Origin of the sequence: Nocardiopsis halotolerans DSM 44410 (assembly GCF_000341065.1) — a bacterium.
In the GTDB taxonomy this organism is placed as follows: domain Bacteria; phylum Actinomycetota; class Actinomycetes; order Streptosporangiales; family Streptosporangiaceae; genus Nocardiopsis; species Nocardiopsis halotolerans.
Genome location: NZ_ANAX01000086.1, coordinates 1 through 16,348, shown reverse-complemented (window position 1 = coordinate 16,348; position 16,348 = coordinate 1). Strand labels below are relative to the sequence as shown.

Genomic DNA, 16,348 nt, shown 5'->3' with positions numbered 1-16,348 from the left:
ACCGTCCCCGGCGGGCCGCCGTGTCCTCGTTCGGGATGAGCGGGACCAACGCCCACGTCATCGTCGAACAGGCGCCCGAGGAGGAACCCCGGGACGTCTCCGGGGAGGCGCCGGGCTCCGGCCGCCCGGCCGGGCCCCCGCCCTGGGCGCTCTCGGCGCGTGACGGGGCGGCCCTGCGCGGACAGGCGGCACGGCTGCGCGACCACCTGCGGGACCGGCCGGAGGTCGACCCCGCGGACGTCGGCTGGTCGCTGGCCACCACCCGCTCCGCGCTGGAACACCGGGCCGTCGTCGTCGCCGACGGCCGGGAGGGGTACCTGGACGCCCTGGACGCCCTGGCCGAGGGGCGACCCAGCACCGACGCGGTGCTCGGCGTGGCCCGGGGCGACCGTCGACCCGTGTTCGTCTTCCCCGGCCAGGGCGGCCAGTGGGAGGGCATGGCGGTGGAGCTGCTGGACGCCTCACCGGTCTTCGCCCGGCGGATGGCCGAGTGCGAGAGGGCGCTGGCCCCGTACGTGGACTGGTCGCCGACCACCGTGCTGAGGGAGGGGGATCCGGCGGCGCTGGAGCGCGTGGACGTGGTCCAGCCGGTGCTGTGGGCCGTGATGGTCTCCCTGGCCGAACTGTGGCGTGCCCACGGTGTGCGCCCCGAGGCCGTCGTCGGCCACTCCCAGGGCGAGATCGCCGCCGCCTGCGTGGCCGGGGCGCTGTCCCTGGAGGACGCCGCGAAGGTCGTGGCGCTGCGCAGCCGGGCCGTCCTGGAGCTGTCGGGCACCGGGGCGATGGCCTCGGTCGCCCAACCCGCGTCCCGGGTCCGCGAACGCCTCGCCGCGCTGGGCGGGGACGTCCACGTGGCGGTCGTCAACAGCCCGGCGGCCACGGTCGTGGCGGGCGCGGCCGAGGCCGTGCGCGACCTGGTCGCGCGGTACGAGGCCGAGGGCGTCCACGCGCGGATGGTCGCCGTGGACTACGCGTCGCACACGCCCCACGTGGAGCGCCTGCGCGAGCGCGTCACGACGTCGTTGGAGGGCATCGCCCCGAGACGGCCCGACATCCCCATGTACTCCACCCTCACGGGCGGCCGGCTGGAATCCGCGGAGACGGACGCCGCGTACTGGTATCGCAACCTCTCCAGCACGGTCGGGTTCGAAGGGGCGACCCGCGCACTCCTCCACGACGGGTACGACGTGTTCGTCGAGGTCGGACCGCATCCCGTGCTCTCCACCGCACTTCAGGAGACCGCCGAGGACGCGGCGGCGCGGGACACCGTGGTCCTGGGCACGCTCCGCCGGGGGGAGGGCGGCACGCGCCGGTTCATGACCTCCCTGGCCGAGGCCCACGCGCACGGCGTCACCCCCGACTGGGAGCGGGTGTACGGCGGTCGGCGCGGTGTCGTCGACCTGCCCACCTACGCCTTCCGGCACCAGCGCTTCTGGCGCCTGGGCGGAGGCGACGGGTCCGCCGTCGGCGCCGCCCCGTCCGCCGCCGACGCCCGCGGGCAGACCGTTCCCGGGGACGACTGGTCCTACGGGGAGGAGTGGGTCCCCGTCGCGGCGGGCGAACGACGGCCCGCGTCCCCCGGGACCTGGCTGCTGTTCGGCTCCGGTCCGACGGATCCGGCCGTCGCCGCCTGTGTCGCGGCACTGGACGCGCGGGGCCACCGCGTCCGGACGGTGGACGTGCCCCCCGACGTCGACCGCGCCGCCATGGCGGACCTCGTCGGGAAGGCCGCCCAGGGCGCACGGCGGATCACCGGGGTCCTCTCGGTGTCCGCGCTGACCGGGGCCCGGGCGGAGGACGTCCCACCCCGGCCCACCGACGCCGCAGGGCACCGGCACACCGTCCTGCTCACGCAGGCCCTGGGGGACGCCGGGGTTTCCGCGCCCCTGTGGTGCGTGACGCGGGGAGCGGTCACGGCCGGGGCCGATCTGACCGACCCCCGGTCGGCGCTCGTGTGGGGCTTCGGGCGGGTCGCCGCCCAGGAGCACACCGACCGCTGGGGTGGGCTCGTCGACCTGCCCTCCACGGACACCCCGGGGGCCGGGGAGGCGCTGGCCTCGGTCCTGGCGGGCGAGCGCGCCGGAGGCGAGGACCAGCTCGCGATCCGCGGTGAACGCGTCCTCGCCCGCCGACTCGCGCGGACACCGCTGAGCCGCGTCCGGGCGGTCCGCCGCTGGGAGCCCTCCGGAACCGTCCTGGTCACGGGCGGAACCGGGGCGCTGGGCGCGCACACCGCGCGCTGGCTCGCCCGGCGCGGCGCCGACCACCTGCTCCTGGTGAGCCGCCGCGGCGCGGCGGCGCCCGGGGCCGCGGAACTGGAGGCCGAACTGCGGGCGGCGGGCGCCCGGGTGACGTTCGCCGCGTGCGACGTCGCCGACCGGTCCGCGCTGGCCGAGGTCCTGGAGGCCGTCCCCGAGGAGCACCCGCTCCGCGCGGTCGTGCACACGGCGGCCTCCCTGGACGACGGCGCGATCGACGCGCTCACCCCCGACCAGGTGGTCCGCGCGCTGGGCGCCAAGGCCGACGGAGCCGTGCACCTGCACGACCTCACGCGGGATCTGGACCTGTCGGCGTTCGTGCTGTTCTCGTCGGTCTCCGCCGTGTTCGGGGTGACCGGCCAGGGCAACTACGCGCCGGGCAACGCCTTCTGCGAGGCGTTCGCGCACCACCGCCGCGCCCTCGGGCTCCCCGCCACGTCGGTGGCGTGGGGCGCCTGGTCGGGCGGGGGCATGGCCGAGGACGAGTCGGTCGCCGCCCTCCTGAGCCGCCACGGGCTGCCGGGTATGGACCCGGAGGACGCCGTCACGGCGTTCGGTCAGGCACTCGACCGGGACCTGACCGCGCTCGCGATCGCCGACGTCGACTGGCCGCGGTTCCGTACCGCGTTCACCGCGAACCGGCCGAGTCCGCTCATCGGCGACCTCGGCCTCGCCGGCACCGCGGAGGCCGCCGGACCCGGCGACGCCGCCGCGGGCGGCCTGGAGGCACGGCTGTCCGGACTCGGTCGGGCCGAACGCCGGAGGGCCCTCACCGATCACGTGTGCGAGCACGTGGCCGCCATCCTCGGCTATCCCTCCGGTGACGTGCTCGACGTCGACCGCGGCCTGAAGGACCTGGGCATGGACTCGGTGGCCGCCGTCGAACTGCGCAACCGGCTCTCCACGCTCACGGGGCTGCGGCTGCCCTCGGGGCTGGCCTTCTCCCATCCGACGTGCGCGGCGCTCGCCCACCACCTGGAGGAGCGGCTGTTCGGCGACACCGAACAGATCGTGATGACGCGGATCGACGGCATCGAGGCGGCCCTGGCCGAGCACGAGGGCACCGACCTGGACCGCGAGGCCGTCGCCCGGCGGCTGCGGGGACTGCTCGACCGGCTGTCCCCACGGGGTTCCGACGCGGAGTCCCAGGACCAGGACCTGGAGTCCGCGAGCAGGGAAGAGCTGTTCGCGTTCATCGACGACGCCCTGCGCGACTGACCCACACCTCCGCGCTCCCCCGCCCCCTTCCACGCCTGGCCCCGGGCTCGTGGACAACGTGAAACGGTGAGGCAACACCATGACGGAAGACGCCCAGCTCCTCGACTACCTCAGACGGGTGACCGCCGATCTGCGCCGTACGCGCGCCGAACTGGACGACCTGCGTTCACGCGACTCCGAGCCGATCGCGATCGTGGGCATGGGATGCCGGCTGCCGGGGGGAGCGGACTCCCCGGAGGCGCTGTGGCGCCTGCTGGAGGACGGCGTGGACGCGATCGGCGACCCGCCCACCGACCGGGGATGGGACCTGGACGCCCTGGCGGACCGGCTGGGGTCGAGGCGCTGGGGCGGGTTCCTGGACGACGTGGCGGGCTTCGACGCGGAGTTCTTCGGGATCTCGCCGCGTGAGGCGGCGGCCATGGACCCGCAGCAGCGCCTCATGCTCCACGTGTCCTGGGAGGCGATCGAACGCGCGGGCATCGACCCCTCCTCCCTCGCGGGCAGCCCGACCGGGGTGTTCACGGGGATCAGCGCCCGGGACTACGGCGGGGGGCCGACCTCCGGCGCGCTCCCCATGCCGGAGGAGGCCGAGGGGTACCTGATGACGGGGACCGCCACGAGCGTCGCCTCCGGGAGGGTGGCCTACACGCTGGGGCTGGAGGGGCCCGCGCTGACGGTGGACACGGCCTGCTCCTCCTCGCTGGTGGCCGTGCACCTGGCCGTCCGCGCCCTGCGCCGGGGAGAGTGCTCCCTCGCGCTGGCGGGCGGCGCCACGGTGATGGCGGGGCCGTCGCTGTTCACGGAGCTCGGCAGGCAGGGCGGACTCGCCGCCGACGGCCGCTGCAAGGCCTTCGGCGCGGACGCGGACGGCGCGGGGTTCTCCGAGGGCGCGGGCGCGGTGGTCCTGGAACGGCTCTCCGACGCCCGCCGCCACGGGCGCCGCGTGCTGGCGGTGATCCGGGGGAGCGCGACCAACCAGGACGGCGCGTCCAACGGGCTGACGGCCCCCAGCGGCCCGGCGCAGGTGCGGGTGGCGCGCGCGGCGCTGGCCGACGCCGGTCTGTCCGCCGGGGACATCGACGCCGTGGAGGCGCACGGAACGGGAACCGAACTGGGCGACCCGATCGAGGCCCAGGCCCTGATGGACGTGTTCCGACCGGGGCAGGGCGCCGGAACGGTGGGCCTGGGGTCGCTGAAGTCCAACATCGGTCACACCCAGGCCGCCGCGGGGGTGGCCGGCGTCATGAAGATGGTGCTCTCCCTCCAGCGCGGGATGCTGCCGCGGACCCTGCACGCCGACGACCCCACACCGCACGTGGACTGGTCGTCGGGGCGCCTGCGGGTGCTGTCCGAGCCGCGCCGGTGGGAGCGGGGCGAACGGGTGCGCCGGGCCGGGGTCGCCTCGTTCGGAGTCAGCGGGACCAACGCGCACGTGATCGTGGAGGAGGCCCCCGAGGAGGTTCCGGAGGAGACCGCCGAGCAGGTCTCCGGACGGGCCCCCGAGAGGGAGGAGGCCGGCCCCCGCCCCCTGGTGGAGGGGCCGCGGCCGTGGATCCTGTCCGCGCGCACCGGACCGGCCCTGGCGGAGCAGGCCGCGCGCCTGCGCGCACACCTGGAGGGCGCCGACGCCCCGGACGTGGCCGGGGTCGCCCGGGCGCTCGCCACCACCCGGACCGCATTCCCCCGCCGGGCCGCGGTCGTCGGCTCCGACCACACGGAACTCATGGAGGGCCTGCGCGCGCTGGCCGACGACCAGCGCGCCGAGGGCGTCACCACCGGCACGGCCGACCGCACCGGACGGACCGTCCAGCCCGTGTTCGTGTTCCCGGGACACGGAGGACAGTGGCCCGGGATGGCCCGGGACCTGCTCGCCTCGTCGCGGGTGTTCGCGGACGCGGTGGCCGAGTGCGGGGAGGCGCTGGCCCCGTTCACCGACTGGTCCCTGGAGGCGGCTCTGCGCGGCGACCCCGGGGCCCCGGAGGTGGCGGGCCCGGACGCCCGCGTGGACGTGGCGCAACCGGCGCTGTGGGCGGTCATGGTGTCGCTGGCACGGCTGTGGCGCGCCGCCGGGGTGGAGCCCGCCGCCGTGGTGGGGCACTCCCAGGGCGAGGTCGCCGCGGCGTGCGTGGCGGGCGCGCTGTCGCTGGAGGACGGCGCCCGGATCATCGCGCTCCGCAGCCGGGTCTTCCAGGACCTGGCCGGGTACGGCGGTATGGCCGCGGTCAGGGTCGGTCCCGACCACCTGGCGGAGCTCATCGCGCCCTGGAAGGGCCAGGTCGTCGTGGCCGGGGTGAACGGCCCCGACGCGACGATCGTGTCGGGCGACCGCGGCGCGGTCACGGAGTTCGTCGCCGCCTGCGAACGCGACGGTGTACGGGCGCGGGACTTCGGCGTCGACTACTGCTCGCACGCGTTCCCCGTCGACCGGGTCAGGGACCGGCTTCTGGACGACCTGGCGGGGGTCCGGCCGCGTACGGGCGACATCCCGTTCTACTCCACGGTCGCGACCACCCCCGAGTGGTCGCCGGAGTCCGTGCCGGACCTCGTCCCGGTGGACGGCGCCCTGCTCGACCCGGAGTACTGGTACCGGAACCTGCGCCACCCCGTGGTCATCGCCCCGGTGATCGCCGGGCTCGCCCGCAGGAGCGGCGCGTTCGTCGAGGTCGGGCCGCACCAGGTGCTGACGCCGATGATGGAGGAGACCCTGGAGTCCGTCGGCTACGAGCGTCCGGTCATCGGCACTCTGCGGCGGGACGCGGACGGGTCCGCGCGGTTCGTGACCGCCCTGGCCGAGGCCCACTGCCATGGGATCGTCGTCGACTGGGAACGGGTGATCGGGGGCACCGGCACCGGCCGGGCGCCCGTGGAGCTTCCCACGTACCCGTTCCAGCTCCGCCGCTACTGGCTGCCCAGCCCCCGGACCTCCGCGGACCCCTCCTCGCTGGGAGTGCGGGACGCCGGGCACCCGCTCCTGGGCGCGCGCGTCCCCGTCGCCGACACCGGGCAGACGGTGTTCACCGGCCTGCTCGACGCCGCGCGGCACCCCTGGCTCACCGAGCACGCCCTCGACGACCGGGCCCTGCTCCCGGGCACCGCCATGGTGGAACTCCTGCTCCACGCGGGGCGCGAGTGCGAGGTCCCCGAGATCGCCGACCTCACGCTGCGGGCACCGGTGGAGATCCCGCGGGGTGAGGGCGGTGAGGGGCTCCGGATCCAGGTCGTGGTCGGCGCCCCCGACGACGGCGGCGCCCGCGCCGTGCGCGTTCTGTCGCTCCCCGCCGGTGAGGACACGTGGACCCTGCACGCCGAGGGGGAACTCTCCCCGAAGACGGGCGAGGGTCCGCTCCCCGTCGGCGACCCCGGCGCGGACGCGGTGCCGCTGCCCGTGGAGGGCGCCTACGCGCGCTTCTCCGCGCTCGGCTACGGCTACGGACCGGCCTTCCAGGGGCTGCGCGCGGCCTGGGAGGACGACGCCGGGGTGGTCGGCGAGGCCGAACTCGACACCGTGCCGAACGACGCCTCCGGCATGGCGGGTCCCCACCCCGCGCTGACCGACGCCGGGCTGCACGCGCTGCTGCTGCACCACCTCGAAGGCAGCGGTGAGCGGCGCTCCCCGATGCCGTTCGCCTGGCGGGGCGTCCGCCTCCACTCGACCTCCGCGCCCTCACGGTTGCGGACCCGCGTCACCAGGACCGGCCACGACACGTGGTCTGTGGTCCACACGGACACCGACGGCACGCCGGTCCTGTCGATCGACAGCCTGACCGTGCGCGACGCCCCGGTCACCACGGAGCCGCCCGCCCTCTTCCAGCAGGACTGGACGGAACTGGCCGTGCCCGCGGACGGGAACGGCGCACGGGCGTCCCGCCCCGAAACGTGGGCGGCCGTCGGCGCCGAGGGCCCCGAGGGCGTGACACGGCACCCCGACACGGACGCCTTGGAGGCCGCGCTGAACGCGGGCGCGCCCGTCCCGGAGCTCCTCATCGTGTCCGCGGGCGGCGGTGACGGCGACGCGCCCAAGCAGGTCCGCGCCGCACTCCACCGCGCCCTGGCCCTCCTGCGCGCGTGGGTGGACGACGAACGCCTGGGCGAGACCCGGATCGCCGTCGTCACCAGCGGCGCGGTACGCCTGCCCGTCGACACCGCCGGGACCGCTGAGCCCAGGCCCGTGGACCTGTCCGGGGCCGCCGTGTGGGGCCTCCTCGCCTCCGCGGAGACCGAGAACCCCGGGCGCTTCCTCCTCCTGGACGCCGACCGGCTCGACACCTCCCTCATCGCGGCCGCGGTCGCGACGGGGGAGCCGCGTGTGGCCGTCCGCGACGGCCGCCTGTACGCCCCCCGCCTGGCCGTGGCCCGGCCGGAACGCGACGTCCNCCCGCCCCCCCCCTGCCGCAGCGCCGCACGGACTGGCGGCTGGACGCGCGCGACCCGGGCAGGGTCGACGGACTCGCCCCCGTCCCCGAGCCCGACCAGCGCCGTCCCCTGGAGCCCGACGAGATCCGCGTCGCGGTCCGCGCCGCCGGAATCAACTTCCGCGACGTCCTGATCTCCCTGGGCATGTACGCGGGGCCCGGCAACATCGGCAACGAGGGCGCGGGCGTGGTCCTGGAGGTCGGACCGGACGTGGACGACCTCGCCCCGGGCGACCGGGTGATGGGCATCCTCCCCGGCGCGTTCGGCCCGGTCTCCGTCACCCGGCGCGGCCTCGTGGCCCAGATCCCGCCGGAGTGGGACTACGCCTCGGCGGCCTCCGTGCCCGCCGTCTACCTGACCGTCCACCTCGCCCTGGAGGAGGCCGGACTCCGCCCCGGCGAGACGCTGCTCATCCACTCGGCGGCCGGGGGCGTGGGCCAGGCGGCCCTGCACCTGGCCCGACACATGGGCGTCAACGTGCTGGCGACCGCGAGCCCGGAGAAGTGGGACCTGCTGCGGGAACAGGGGATCGGGGAGGAGCATTTGGCGCACTCGCGCCGCCTCGACTTCGAGGAGCGCTTCCGTGCGAGCTCCCCGCCCGTGGACGTCGTCATCAACTCCCTCACCGGCGAGGCGATCGACGCCTCCCTGCGTCTGATGGCGCCCACGGGCCGCTTCGTCGAACTGGGACACAACGAGATCCGCGACCCCGAGCGGGTGGCGGCCGACCACGGCGGTGTCCGCTACCTTCCGTTCACCCTGCCCTTCGACGACCCCGAACGCATCCGCCGCGCCTTCGCCGCCGTCCTGCCCCTCATGGAGTCGGGGAAGGTGCCCGGGATGCGGGTCACCCGGTATCCCGTGGACCGGGTGGTCGACGCCTTCCGCCTCATGCAACAGGGGCGCAACGTCGGCAAGCTCGTCCTGGACATGAGCACGCGGCTGCGCCCCGGAGGCACCGTCCTGGTCACCGGCGGCGCGGGCACGATCGGCGCCCTCGTCGCCCGCCACCTGGTCGTCCGGCACGGCGCCACCCGTCTGCTGCTGGTCGGACGCCGGGGCGCCGACGCCCCCGGCAGCGCCGAACTCGCGGCCGAACTGGGCGCCCTGGGCGCACACGTGACCGTCGCCGCCTGTGACGTCGCCGACCCCGAGGCGGTACGCGCGCTCCTGGACACGGTGCCCGACGAGCACCCCCTCACCGCCGTGTTCCACTCCGCGGGCGTGGTCGACGACGCCACCGTCACCCGGCTCGGCGCCGAGGCCCTGGAGCGGGTCCTGCGCCCCAAGGTCGACGGCGCGTGGAACCTGCACCTGGCCACCGCCGACCGCGACCTGGACGCCTTCGTGCTGTTCTCCTCGGGGGCCGGGGTGTTCGGCTCGGCGGGTCAGGCGGGGTACGCGGCGGCCAACTCCTTCCTGGACGCCCTCGCCCACCACCGCCGTTCCCTGGGGCTGCCCGCGCAGTCCCTGGCCTGGGGCCGGTGGGCCGACACGAGCGCGGCGACCGCCCGCCTGGGCGACGTCGAGACCTCCCGCATGGCCCGGACCTGGGGCGTGGAGGCCATCAGCGCCGACGAGGGGTGCGCGCTCATGGACGCCGCCGCGGACACCGGTCAGGCCCTGCTGTTCCCCGTCCCGATGGACCTGGCCGGTCTGCGGACGCGCGCGGCCTCGCCCGAGGACGTCCCGCACCTGCTGCGCGGGCTCGTGCGGGTGGGGGAGAAACGGGACGCCGACACCGGCCCCGGGACGGGCACGCGTCTGCGGGCCGCCGGTGCCGGTGCCGAGCGCCGCGCCCTGCTGGAGGAGGTGATCGGGACGCGCGCCGCCGAGATCCTCGGTCACCCCTCGGGCCACCGCATGGAGTCGGACCAGGACTTCCTGGAGACGGGGTTCGACTCCCTCACGCTGGTCGAGCTCCGCAACCACCTGCGCGAGGTCACCGGGCTGCGTCTGCCCGCCCCCGTGGTGTTCGAGCACCGGACCCCGGCGCTGCTGGCCGCCCACCTGGACGAGCGGATGGGCGGCGAGAAGGCCGGAGACACCGCCGGGGTCCCGGCGAAGCCGGCCGGGCACGAGCAGCCGACGGACGGGATGGTCACACTGTTCCGTGACACGTGCGCGGACGGGCGGCCGGAGGACGCGATCGCGATGGTCCGGGCCGCGTCCCGGGGCCGGGCGGTGACCACCGTGGAGGACACGTGGCCGGTCGAGCCGGTACGGCTGTCCGAGGGCACCGAGGAACCGGCCCTGGTCTGCTTCCCGTCCCTGGTCATGACCTCGGGCGCACAGGAGTTCTCCCGGTTCGCTGCGGGGCTGCGGGGACGGCGGAGGGTCCACGTCCTGCCCGCTCCGGGGTTCCTCGCCGAGGAGCGGCTGCCCGCCGACCTCGGGGTCTTCGTCAACGGCCAGGCGGACGCCGCGCTCCGGGCCGCGGACGGAGCTCCGTTCGTGCTGGTGGGGCGGTCGTCGGGCGGTTGGGCGGCGTACGCCGTCGCCGAGGAGCTGCACCGCCGCGGGCGCGCGCCCGCGGGGCTGGTGCTGCTGGACACGCCGCTCCCGGGTGAGTCGGGGGTGCTGCCCCTCATCGCCGCCTCGCTGCCGATCGTCACGGAGTCGGTGATGGCGCGCGCCAGTGAGTTCGAGCTCCTCGACACGGCGCGGCTGACCGCCATGGGCGGCTACCTCGGGCTGTTCGCCGACTGGCGGCCCGGTCCGCCCCCGGTTCCGGTCACGCAGGTCAGCCCGGTGGACCCCGTCCGGACCCCGTCGGGCGAGGTGTTGGAGACGAGGTGGGAGTGGCCCGGTCAGCACGGCAGGGCCGAGGTCCCGGGCGACCACCTCACCATGTTGGAGCAGCACGCCGAGAGCACGGCCGCGGCCGTGGAGGAGGCCGTCGCCGGGTTCACGCGGGCACGGACGGGGCGCTCGCTGGTGCGCCGCCTGACCGGCCGAGTCCTGAACCGGGGCTGAGCCGACGGTCTCCCCGCCCGCCGAGGAACCGCGTTCCGCGGCGGGCGGGGAGACCTCCCGTTCCGCTCCGCGCCCCCACCGCGCGGACCCGCACCGGGCTGACTGGTCGACTGGCGCGCACGGTGGGGAGGTTCCGGAAGGACGTGGCGGCTCCCGCCCCGGAACAGGCCGTGGCGACCCGAAGAAGGCCGTGGACCCGTGGGCCCGTCCACCGCGCCCGCTCCAGGTGCACCACGGGGACGGAGGAACAGGAACAAAAACGGTCCAGGCGGGCGTTGACCGGTACGTCCCCGCGGCACCCGACGTCCGCCCCCGCGCGCCGTGTGCGCGTCCCCGTGGCGAAAACCTGTTGCCGCCCCTGACTACCCTTGACTACTGATGAGCACCACCACGCCCGCGCCCGCCGCGGAGACCCTGCGTTCCCGGCTGCGCGACCTCATGCCCTCGGACCGCCACCGGCTCCGTCGGCGTATCGACGGACTGGCCAAGATCCGTGACGAGCGCCGCCGCGCCTCGGTCACCACCCAGATCGCCCGGGACATCGACGAGGCAGCCCTGCGCGTGGACGTGCGCCGCGAGGCCGTGCCGGAGCTCACCTACCCCGAGTCCCTGCCGGTCAGCGCCCGCCGCGACGACATCGCCGAGGCCATCCGCGACCACCAGGTCGTCATCGTCGCCGGTGAGACCGGTTCGGGCAAGACCACCCAGCTGCCCAAGATCTGCATGGAGCTGGGCCGCGGCGTCATGGGCACCATCGGCCACACCCAGCCCCGGAGGCTGGCCGCCCGCACGGTGGCCGAGCGCATCGCCGACGAGATCGGCACCCCGCTGGGCGAGACGGTCGGCTACAAGGTCCGCTTCACCGACTCCTCCAGCGACAGCACCCTGGTCAAGCTGATGACCGACGGCATCCTGCTCGCCGAGATCCAGCACGACCGCATGCTGCGCCAGTACGACACGCTCATCATCGACGAGGCCCACGAGCGCAGCCTCAACATCGACTTCCTGCTCGGCTACCTCAAACAGCTGCTGCCCAAGCGCCCCGACCTCAAGGTCGTCATCACCTCGGCCACCATCGACCCCGAGCGTTTCTCCCGCCACTTCGACGACGCCCCCATCGTCGAGGTCTCCGGCCGCACCTACCCGGTCGAGGTCCGCTACCGGCCCATCTCCGAGGAGATCCTCGACCCCGAGGAGAAGAACCCGGGCGGCGGCACCGACCGCGACCAGACCCAGGCCATCCTCGACGCCGTCGACGAGCTCGGCCGCGAGGCCCCCGGCGACGTCCTGGTCTTCCTCAGCGGGGAACGCGAGATCCGCGACACCGCCGAGGCCCTGGAGAAGAAGAAGCTCCCGAACACCGAGGTCCTGCCGCTCTACGCCCGCCTGTCGACGGCCGAGCAGAGACGCGTGTGGAGCTCGCACAGCGGGCGCCGCGTCGTCCTGGCCACCAACGTCGCCGAGACCTCCCTGACCGTCCCGGGCATCAAGTACGTCATCGACCCCGGTACCGCGCGCATCTCCCGCTACTCCCACCGCACCAAGGTGCAGCGCCTGCCCATCGAGGCCGTCTCCCAGGCCTCCGCCAACCAGCGCAAGGGCCGCTGCGGGCGTGTCTCGGAGGGCATCTGTATCCGGCTGTACTCGGAGGAGGACTTCCTCTCCCGCCCCGAGTACACCGACCCCGAGATCCTGCGCACCAACCTGGCCTCGGTCATCCTCCAGATGGCCGCCCTGGGCCTGGGCGACGTCGCCGCCTTCCCGTTCGTGGACGGCCCCGACCACCGCCAGATCAAGGACGGCGTCAACCTGCTCACCGAGCTTGGCGCCCTGCACCCGGACGCCTCGGGTAACAGGCGCAGACTCACCCCGAGCGGGCGCCGCCTGGCCCAACTGCCCATCGACCCCCGCCTGGGCCGGATGGTCCTGGAGGCGGAGAAACGCGACTGCCTGGGCGAGGTCCTGGTCATCACCGCGGCCCTGTCCATCCAGGACCCGCGCGAGCGCCCCGCCGACAAGCAGCAGCAGGCCCAGCAGGCGCACACCAGGTTCACCGACAAGGAGTCGGACTTCCTGGCCTACCTCAACCTGTGGAACCACCTGCGCGAGAAGCAGCGGGAGCTGTCCGGCAACCAGTTCCGCAGGCTGTGCCGCGAGGAGTACCTGAACTACCTGCGCGTACGCGAGTGGCAGGACATCCACGGCCAGCTCAGGCAGGTCCTGCGCACCATGGGCGTGGAGGTGCCGCACCCGCGCGAGGAGGCCGCCGACCCCCGCGGCGTGCACATGTCGCTGCTGGCCGGACTGCTGTCGCACGTCGGCCTCAAGGACCCCGACAAACACGAGTACCTCGGCGGTCGCGGCGCCCGCTTCGCGATCTTCCCGGGGTCGGCGCTGTTCAAGAAGCAGCCCCGTTACGTGATGGCCGCCGAGCTGGTGGAGACCTCCAAGCTCTGGGGCCGCATGGTGGCCAGGATCGAACCGGAGTGGGCCGAGGAGCTGGCCGGGGACATCGTCAAGCGCAACTACAGCGAACCCCACTGGGAGCGCAAGCGCGGCGCCGTCATGGCCTTCGAACGCGTCACCCTCTACGGCGTGCCCATCGTCGTGCAGCGCAAGGTCTCCTACGGGAGGATCGACCCCGAGCTGTCCCGTGAGCTGTTCATCCGCCGTGCCCTGGTCGAGGGCGACTGGGACACCCGCCACCACTTCTTCCACGACAACCGCAAGCTCCTGGACGAGGTGGAGGACCTCGAACACCGCGCCCGCCGCCGCGACATCGTCGTGGACGACGAGACGCTGTTCCGGTTCTACGACGCGCGCGTTCCGGACTCGGTGGTCTCGGCGGCGCACTTCGACTCCTGGTGGAAGAAGGCCCGCCGGACCGACCCCAAGCTGCTCGACTTCACCCGCGAGGAGCTCATCAACGAGGGCACGGGGGCGATCAGCGAGGACGACTACCCCGACGTGTGGCGCCAGGGCGCGTTCACGTTCGCCCTCACCTACCAGTTCGAGCCGGGCAGCGACTCCGACGGCGTCACCGCGCACATCCCGCTGAAGTTCCTCAACCAGGTGGAGTCGGAGGGCTTCGACTGGCAGATCCCGGGGCTGCGCGGCGAACTGGTCACCGCGCTCATCCGGTCCCTGCCCAAGCCGCTGCGCCGCAACTTCGTCCCCGTCCCGGACAACGCCGCGCGTGCGCTGTCCGGTCTGGTCCCCTACGAGGGGCGGCTGACCGGCGCGCTGGCCGCCGAGCTCACCCAGATGGCCGGTGAGCGGATCTCCCCCGCCGACTTCCAGTTGGACCGGGTGCCCGACCACCTGCGCATCACCTTCCGCGCGGTGGACGGCCGGAACCGCACCCTGGCCGAGTCCAAGGACCTGGAGCAGCTGCGCGCCAAGCTCAAGCCGCGCCTGCGCGAGGCCATCTCGGCCGAGGCCAAGGGCGTGGAGAAGAAGGGGCTGACCTCCTGGGACTTCGGTCCGCTGGAGCAGACCCTGGAGCGCAAGGCGCTCGGACCCAAGGTCAAGGGTTACCCGGCGCTGGTGGACGAGGGCGAGAGCGTCGCGATCCGCATCTTCGACACCCAGCCCGAGCAGCGCGCCGCCATGTGGGCGGGTACCCGGCGCCTGCTGCTGCTCACCGTGCCGTCCGTGGCGCACGTGGTGAGCAAGGGCCTGAACAACCCGGACAAGCTCGCCCTGGCCGACAACCCGCACGGTTCCGTCAGGAAGATGCTCGCCGACGCCGAGTCGGCCGCCGTCGACCACCTGCTGGCCCGCGAGGGCGGCCCGGTGTGGAACGGCGAGGACTTCCACAAGCTCTCCGAGCGGGTGCGCGCCGACCTCGGTGACACCCTCGCCGAGATCCTCGACAAGGCCGCCCGCGTGCTGGTGCTGTGGCGCAAGGTGTCCAAGAAGGTCAAGGGGACCACGTCCCTGGCCGTGCTCCCCTCGCTCAACGACGTGCAGGGCCAGCTCGGCGACCTGGTCGGGGACGGGTTCGTCACCCGCACCGGCCTGGGCCGCCTGGACGACGTGCACCGTTACCTGCGCGGGGTGGAGTACCGCCTGGACAAGCTGCCGGAGAACCCGCGCCGCGACCAGGTGAACATGGCCAAGGTGGAGCAGATGCGCCAGGCCGTGGCCAAGCTCCGCGGGGGTCTGGGGCCGGGCCGTGCTGCCGACCCGGACGTGGCGGAGCTGCGCTGGATGCTGGAGGAGTACCGCATCAGCCTGTTCGCGCAGGAGCTGCGCACGGCCTACCCGGTCTCGGACAAGCGCATCATGAAGGCCGTCGAGGCCGTGAAGGCGGCGAACCGCAGGTAGGCCCCTGCCGNGCGGCGCCCCGCGCCTCCCGTCGCCCTCGGCGGACCGCGAACGGGGGCCTGTGGCCGTTCCGGTCCCACCCCGGCATGTAGCATGCGCCCAGTGGTGTAGACCACTGGTTACGTACGCGTGAGGGAAACGAGGATCCTGGTGGGCGACTCGGTGGACGGCAAGCGACTCCTGCTGGTGGGCACCTACACCCCCGACTCCGACCCGCCTGGGGAGGGCGCGGGCGTCTACCGGGTCTGGTTCGACCCCATGACCGGCGAGATGGCCGACGGCGGCGTGGCCGCCCGCACCCCCGGACCGTCCTTCCTGGCCTTCCGCGAGGACCCGCCCACGGTGTACGCGGTCAACGAGCGCGCCGAGGGCACCGTCACCGCATTCCGGGTCGACGGTCAGGCGGCGCTCACCGAACTGGGCCAGGCCCCGACCGGCGGCGGCTCCCCCTGTCACGTGCTCGCGCGCGGCTCCGAGCTGGTGGTGACCAACTACGCCAACGGCGTGGCGGCCGTGTACGGCCTCGCGGAGGACGGCACGTTCGGTACCGGAGCGGCGGAGTCCGCCAACACCGGGAGCGGCCCGGTCGCCGACCGTCAGGAGGGACCGCACGCGCACAGCGCCGCCGCCCCCGACGACCACCACGTCCTGGTGGTCGACCTGGGCACCGACGAGCTGCGCGTCCTCCGTAGCGGCGAGCGGGTCGGCACCGTGGCGCTGCCCCCGGGAACCGGCCCCCGGCACATGGCCGCGGCGGGGGAGTACCTCTACGTCGCGGGTGAACTGGACTCGCGGGTGCACGTCGTGCGCTGGGACGCCGACACCGGCACGGGCGAGCACCTCGACGCGGTCGACGCCACCGGGGAGAATGCGGCGGGAGAGAACTTCCCCGCCGAGATCCTCGCGCACGGCGGCCACGTGTACGTGTCCAACCGGGGCGCCGACTCCGTCGCCACCCTCGCCGTCCGCGACGGAGGCGCGCGCCTGGAGCACCTGGCCAACACCCCGGCCGGGGGCGCGTGGCCGCGCAACTTCACCGTGGTGCGGGGCCACCGCGACGAACCCGACCACCTGGTCGTGGCCGCGCAGAACGGCGACTCGCTGGCCTCCCTGCTCATCGACCCCGACACCGGCGTCCCGTCCGACACCGGCCA

The 16,348-nt window shown here is 74.5% G+C and carries 5 protein-coding genes; all 5 read left to right on the top strand.

Features of this window, described 5'->3' with window-relative positions:
* Positions 1-3,476, top strand: a 3,476-nt coding sequence (locus tag D455_RS29515) for an SDR family NAD(P)-dependent oxidoreductase (protein WP_040684602.1), incomplete at its 5' end; no start/stop codon positions are given.
* 79 nt (positions 3,477-3,555) lie between these two features.
* On the top strand, positions 3,556-8,022 hold the full coding sequence (locus D455_RS35165; RefSeq protein WP_241480187.1) for a type I polyketide synthase: 4,467 nt from the start codon (positions 3,556-3,558) through the stop codon (positions 8,020-8,022).
* A complete protein-coding gene (locus D455_RS35160) occupies positions 7,959-10,865 on the top strand; it encodes an SDR family NAD(P)-dependent oxidoreductase (protein WP_241480188.1) in 2,907 nt (968 codons plus the stop codon). The genes D455_RS35165 and D455_RS35160 overlap by 64 nt, the downstream gene beginning before the upstream one ends.
* 378 nt (positions 10,866-11,243) lie before the next feature.
* Entirely contained in the window at positions 11,244-15,194 is a 3,951-nt protein-coding gene (gene hrpA, locus D455_RS0106870; protein ID WP_017570015.1) for an ATP-dependent RNA helicase HrpA, read from the top strand.
* A gap of 129 nt (positions 15,195-15,323) precedes the next feature.
* Positions 15,324-16,348: lactonase family protein (locus D455_RS0106865; protein ID WP_394296617.1), on the top strand; the 1,025-nt coding region annotated here is incomplete at its 3' end.

Coding starts and splice junctions, on each gene's coding strand:
- hrpA (WP_017570015.1), top strand. CDS start 11,244: ATGAGCACCACCACGCCCGCGCCCGCCGCGGAGACCCTGCGTTCCCGG.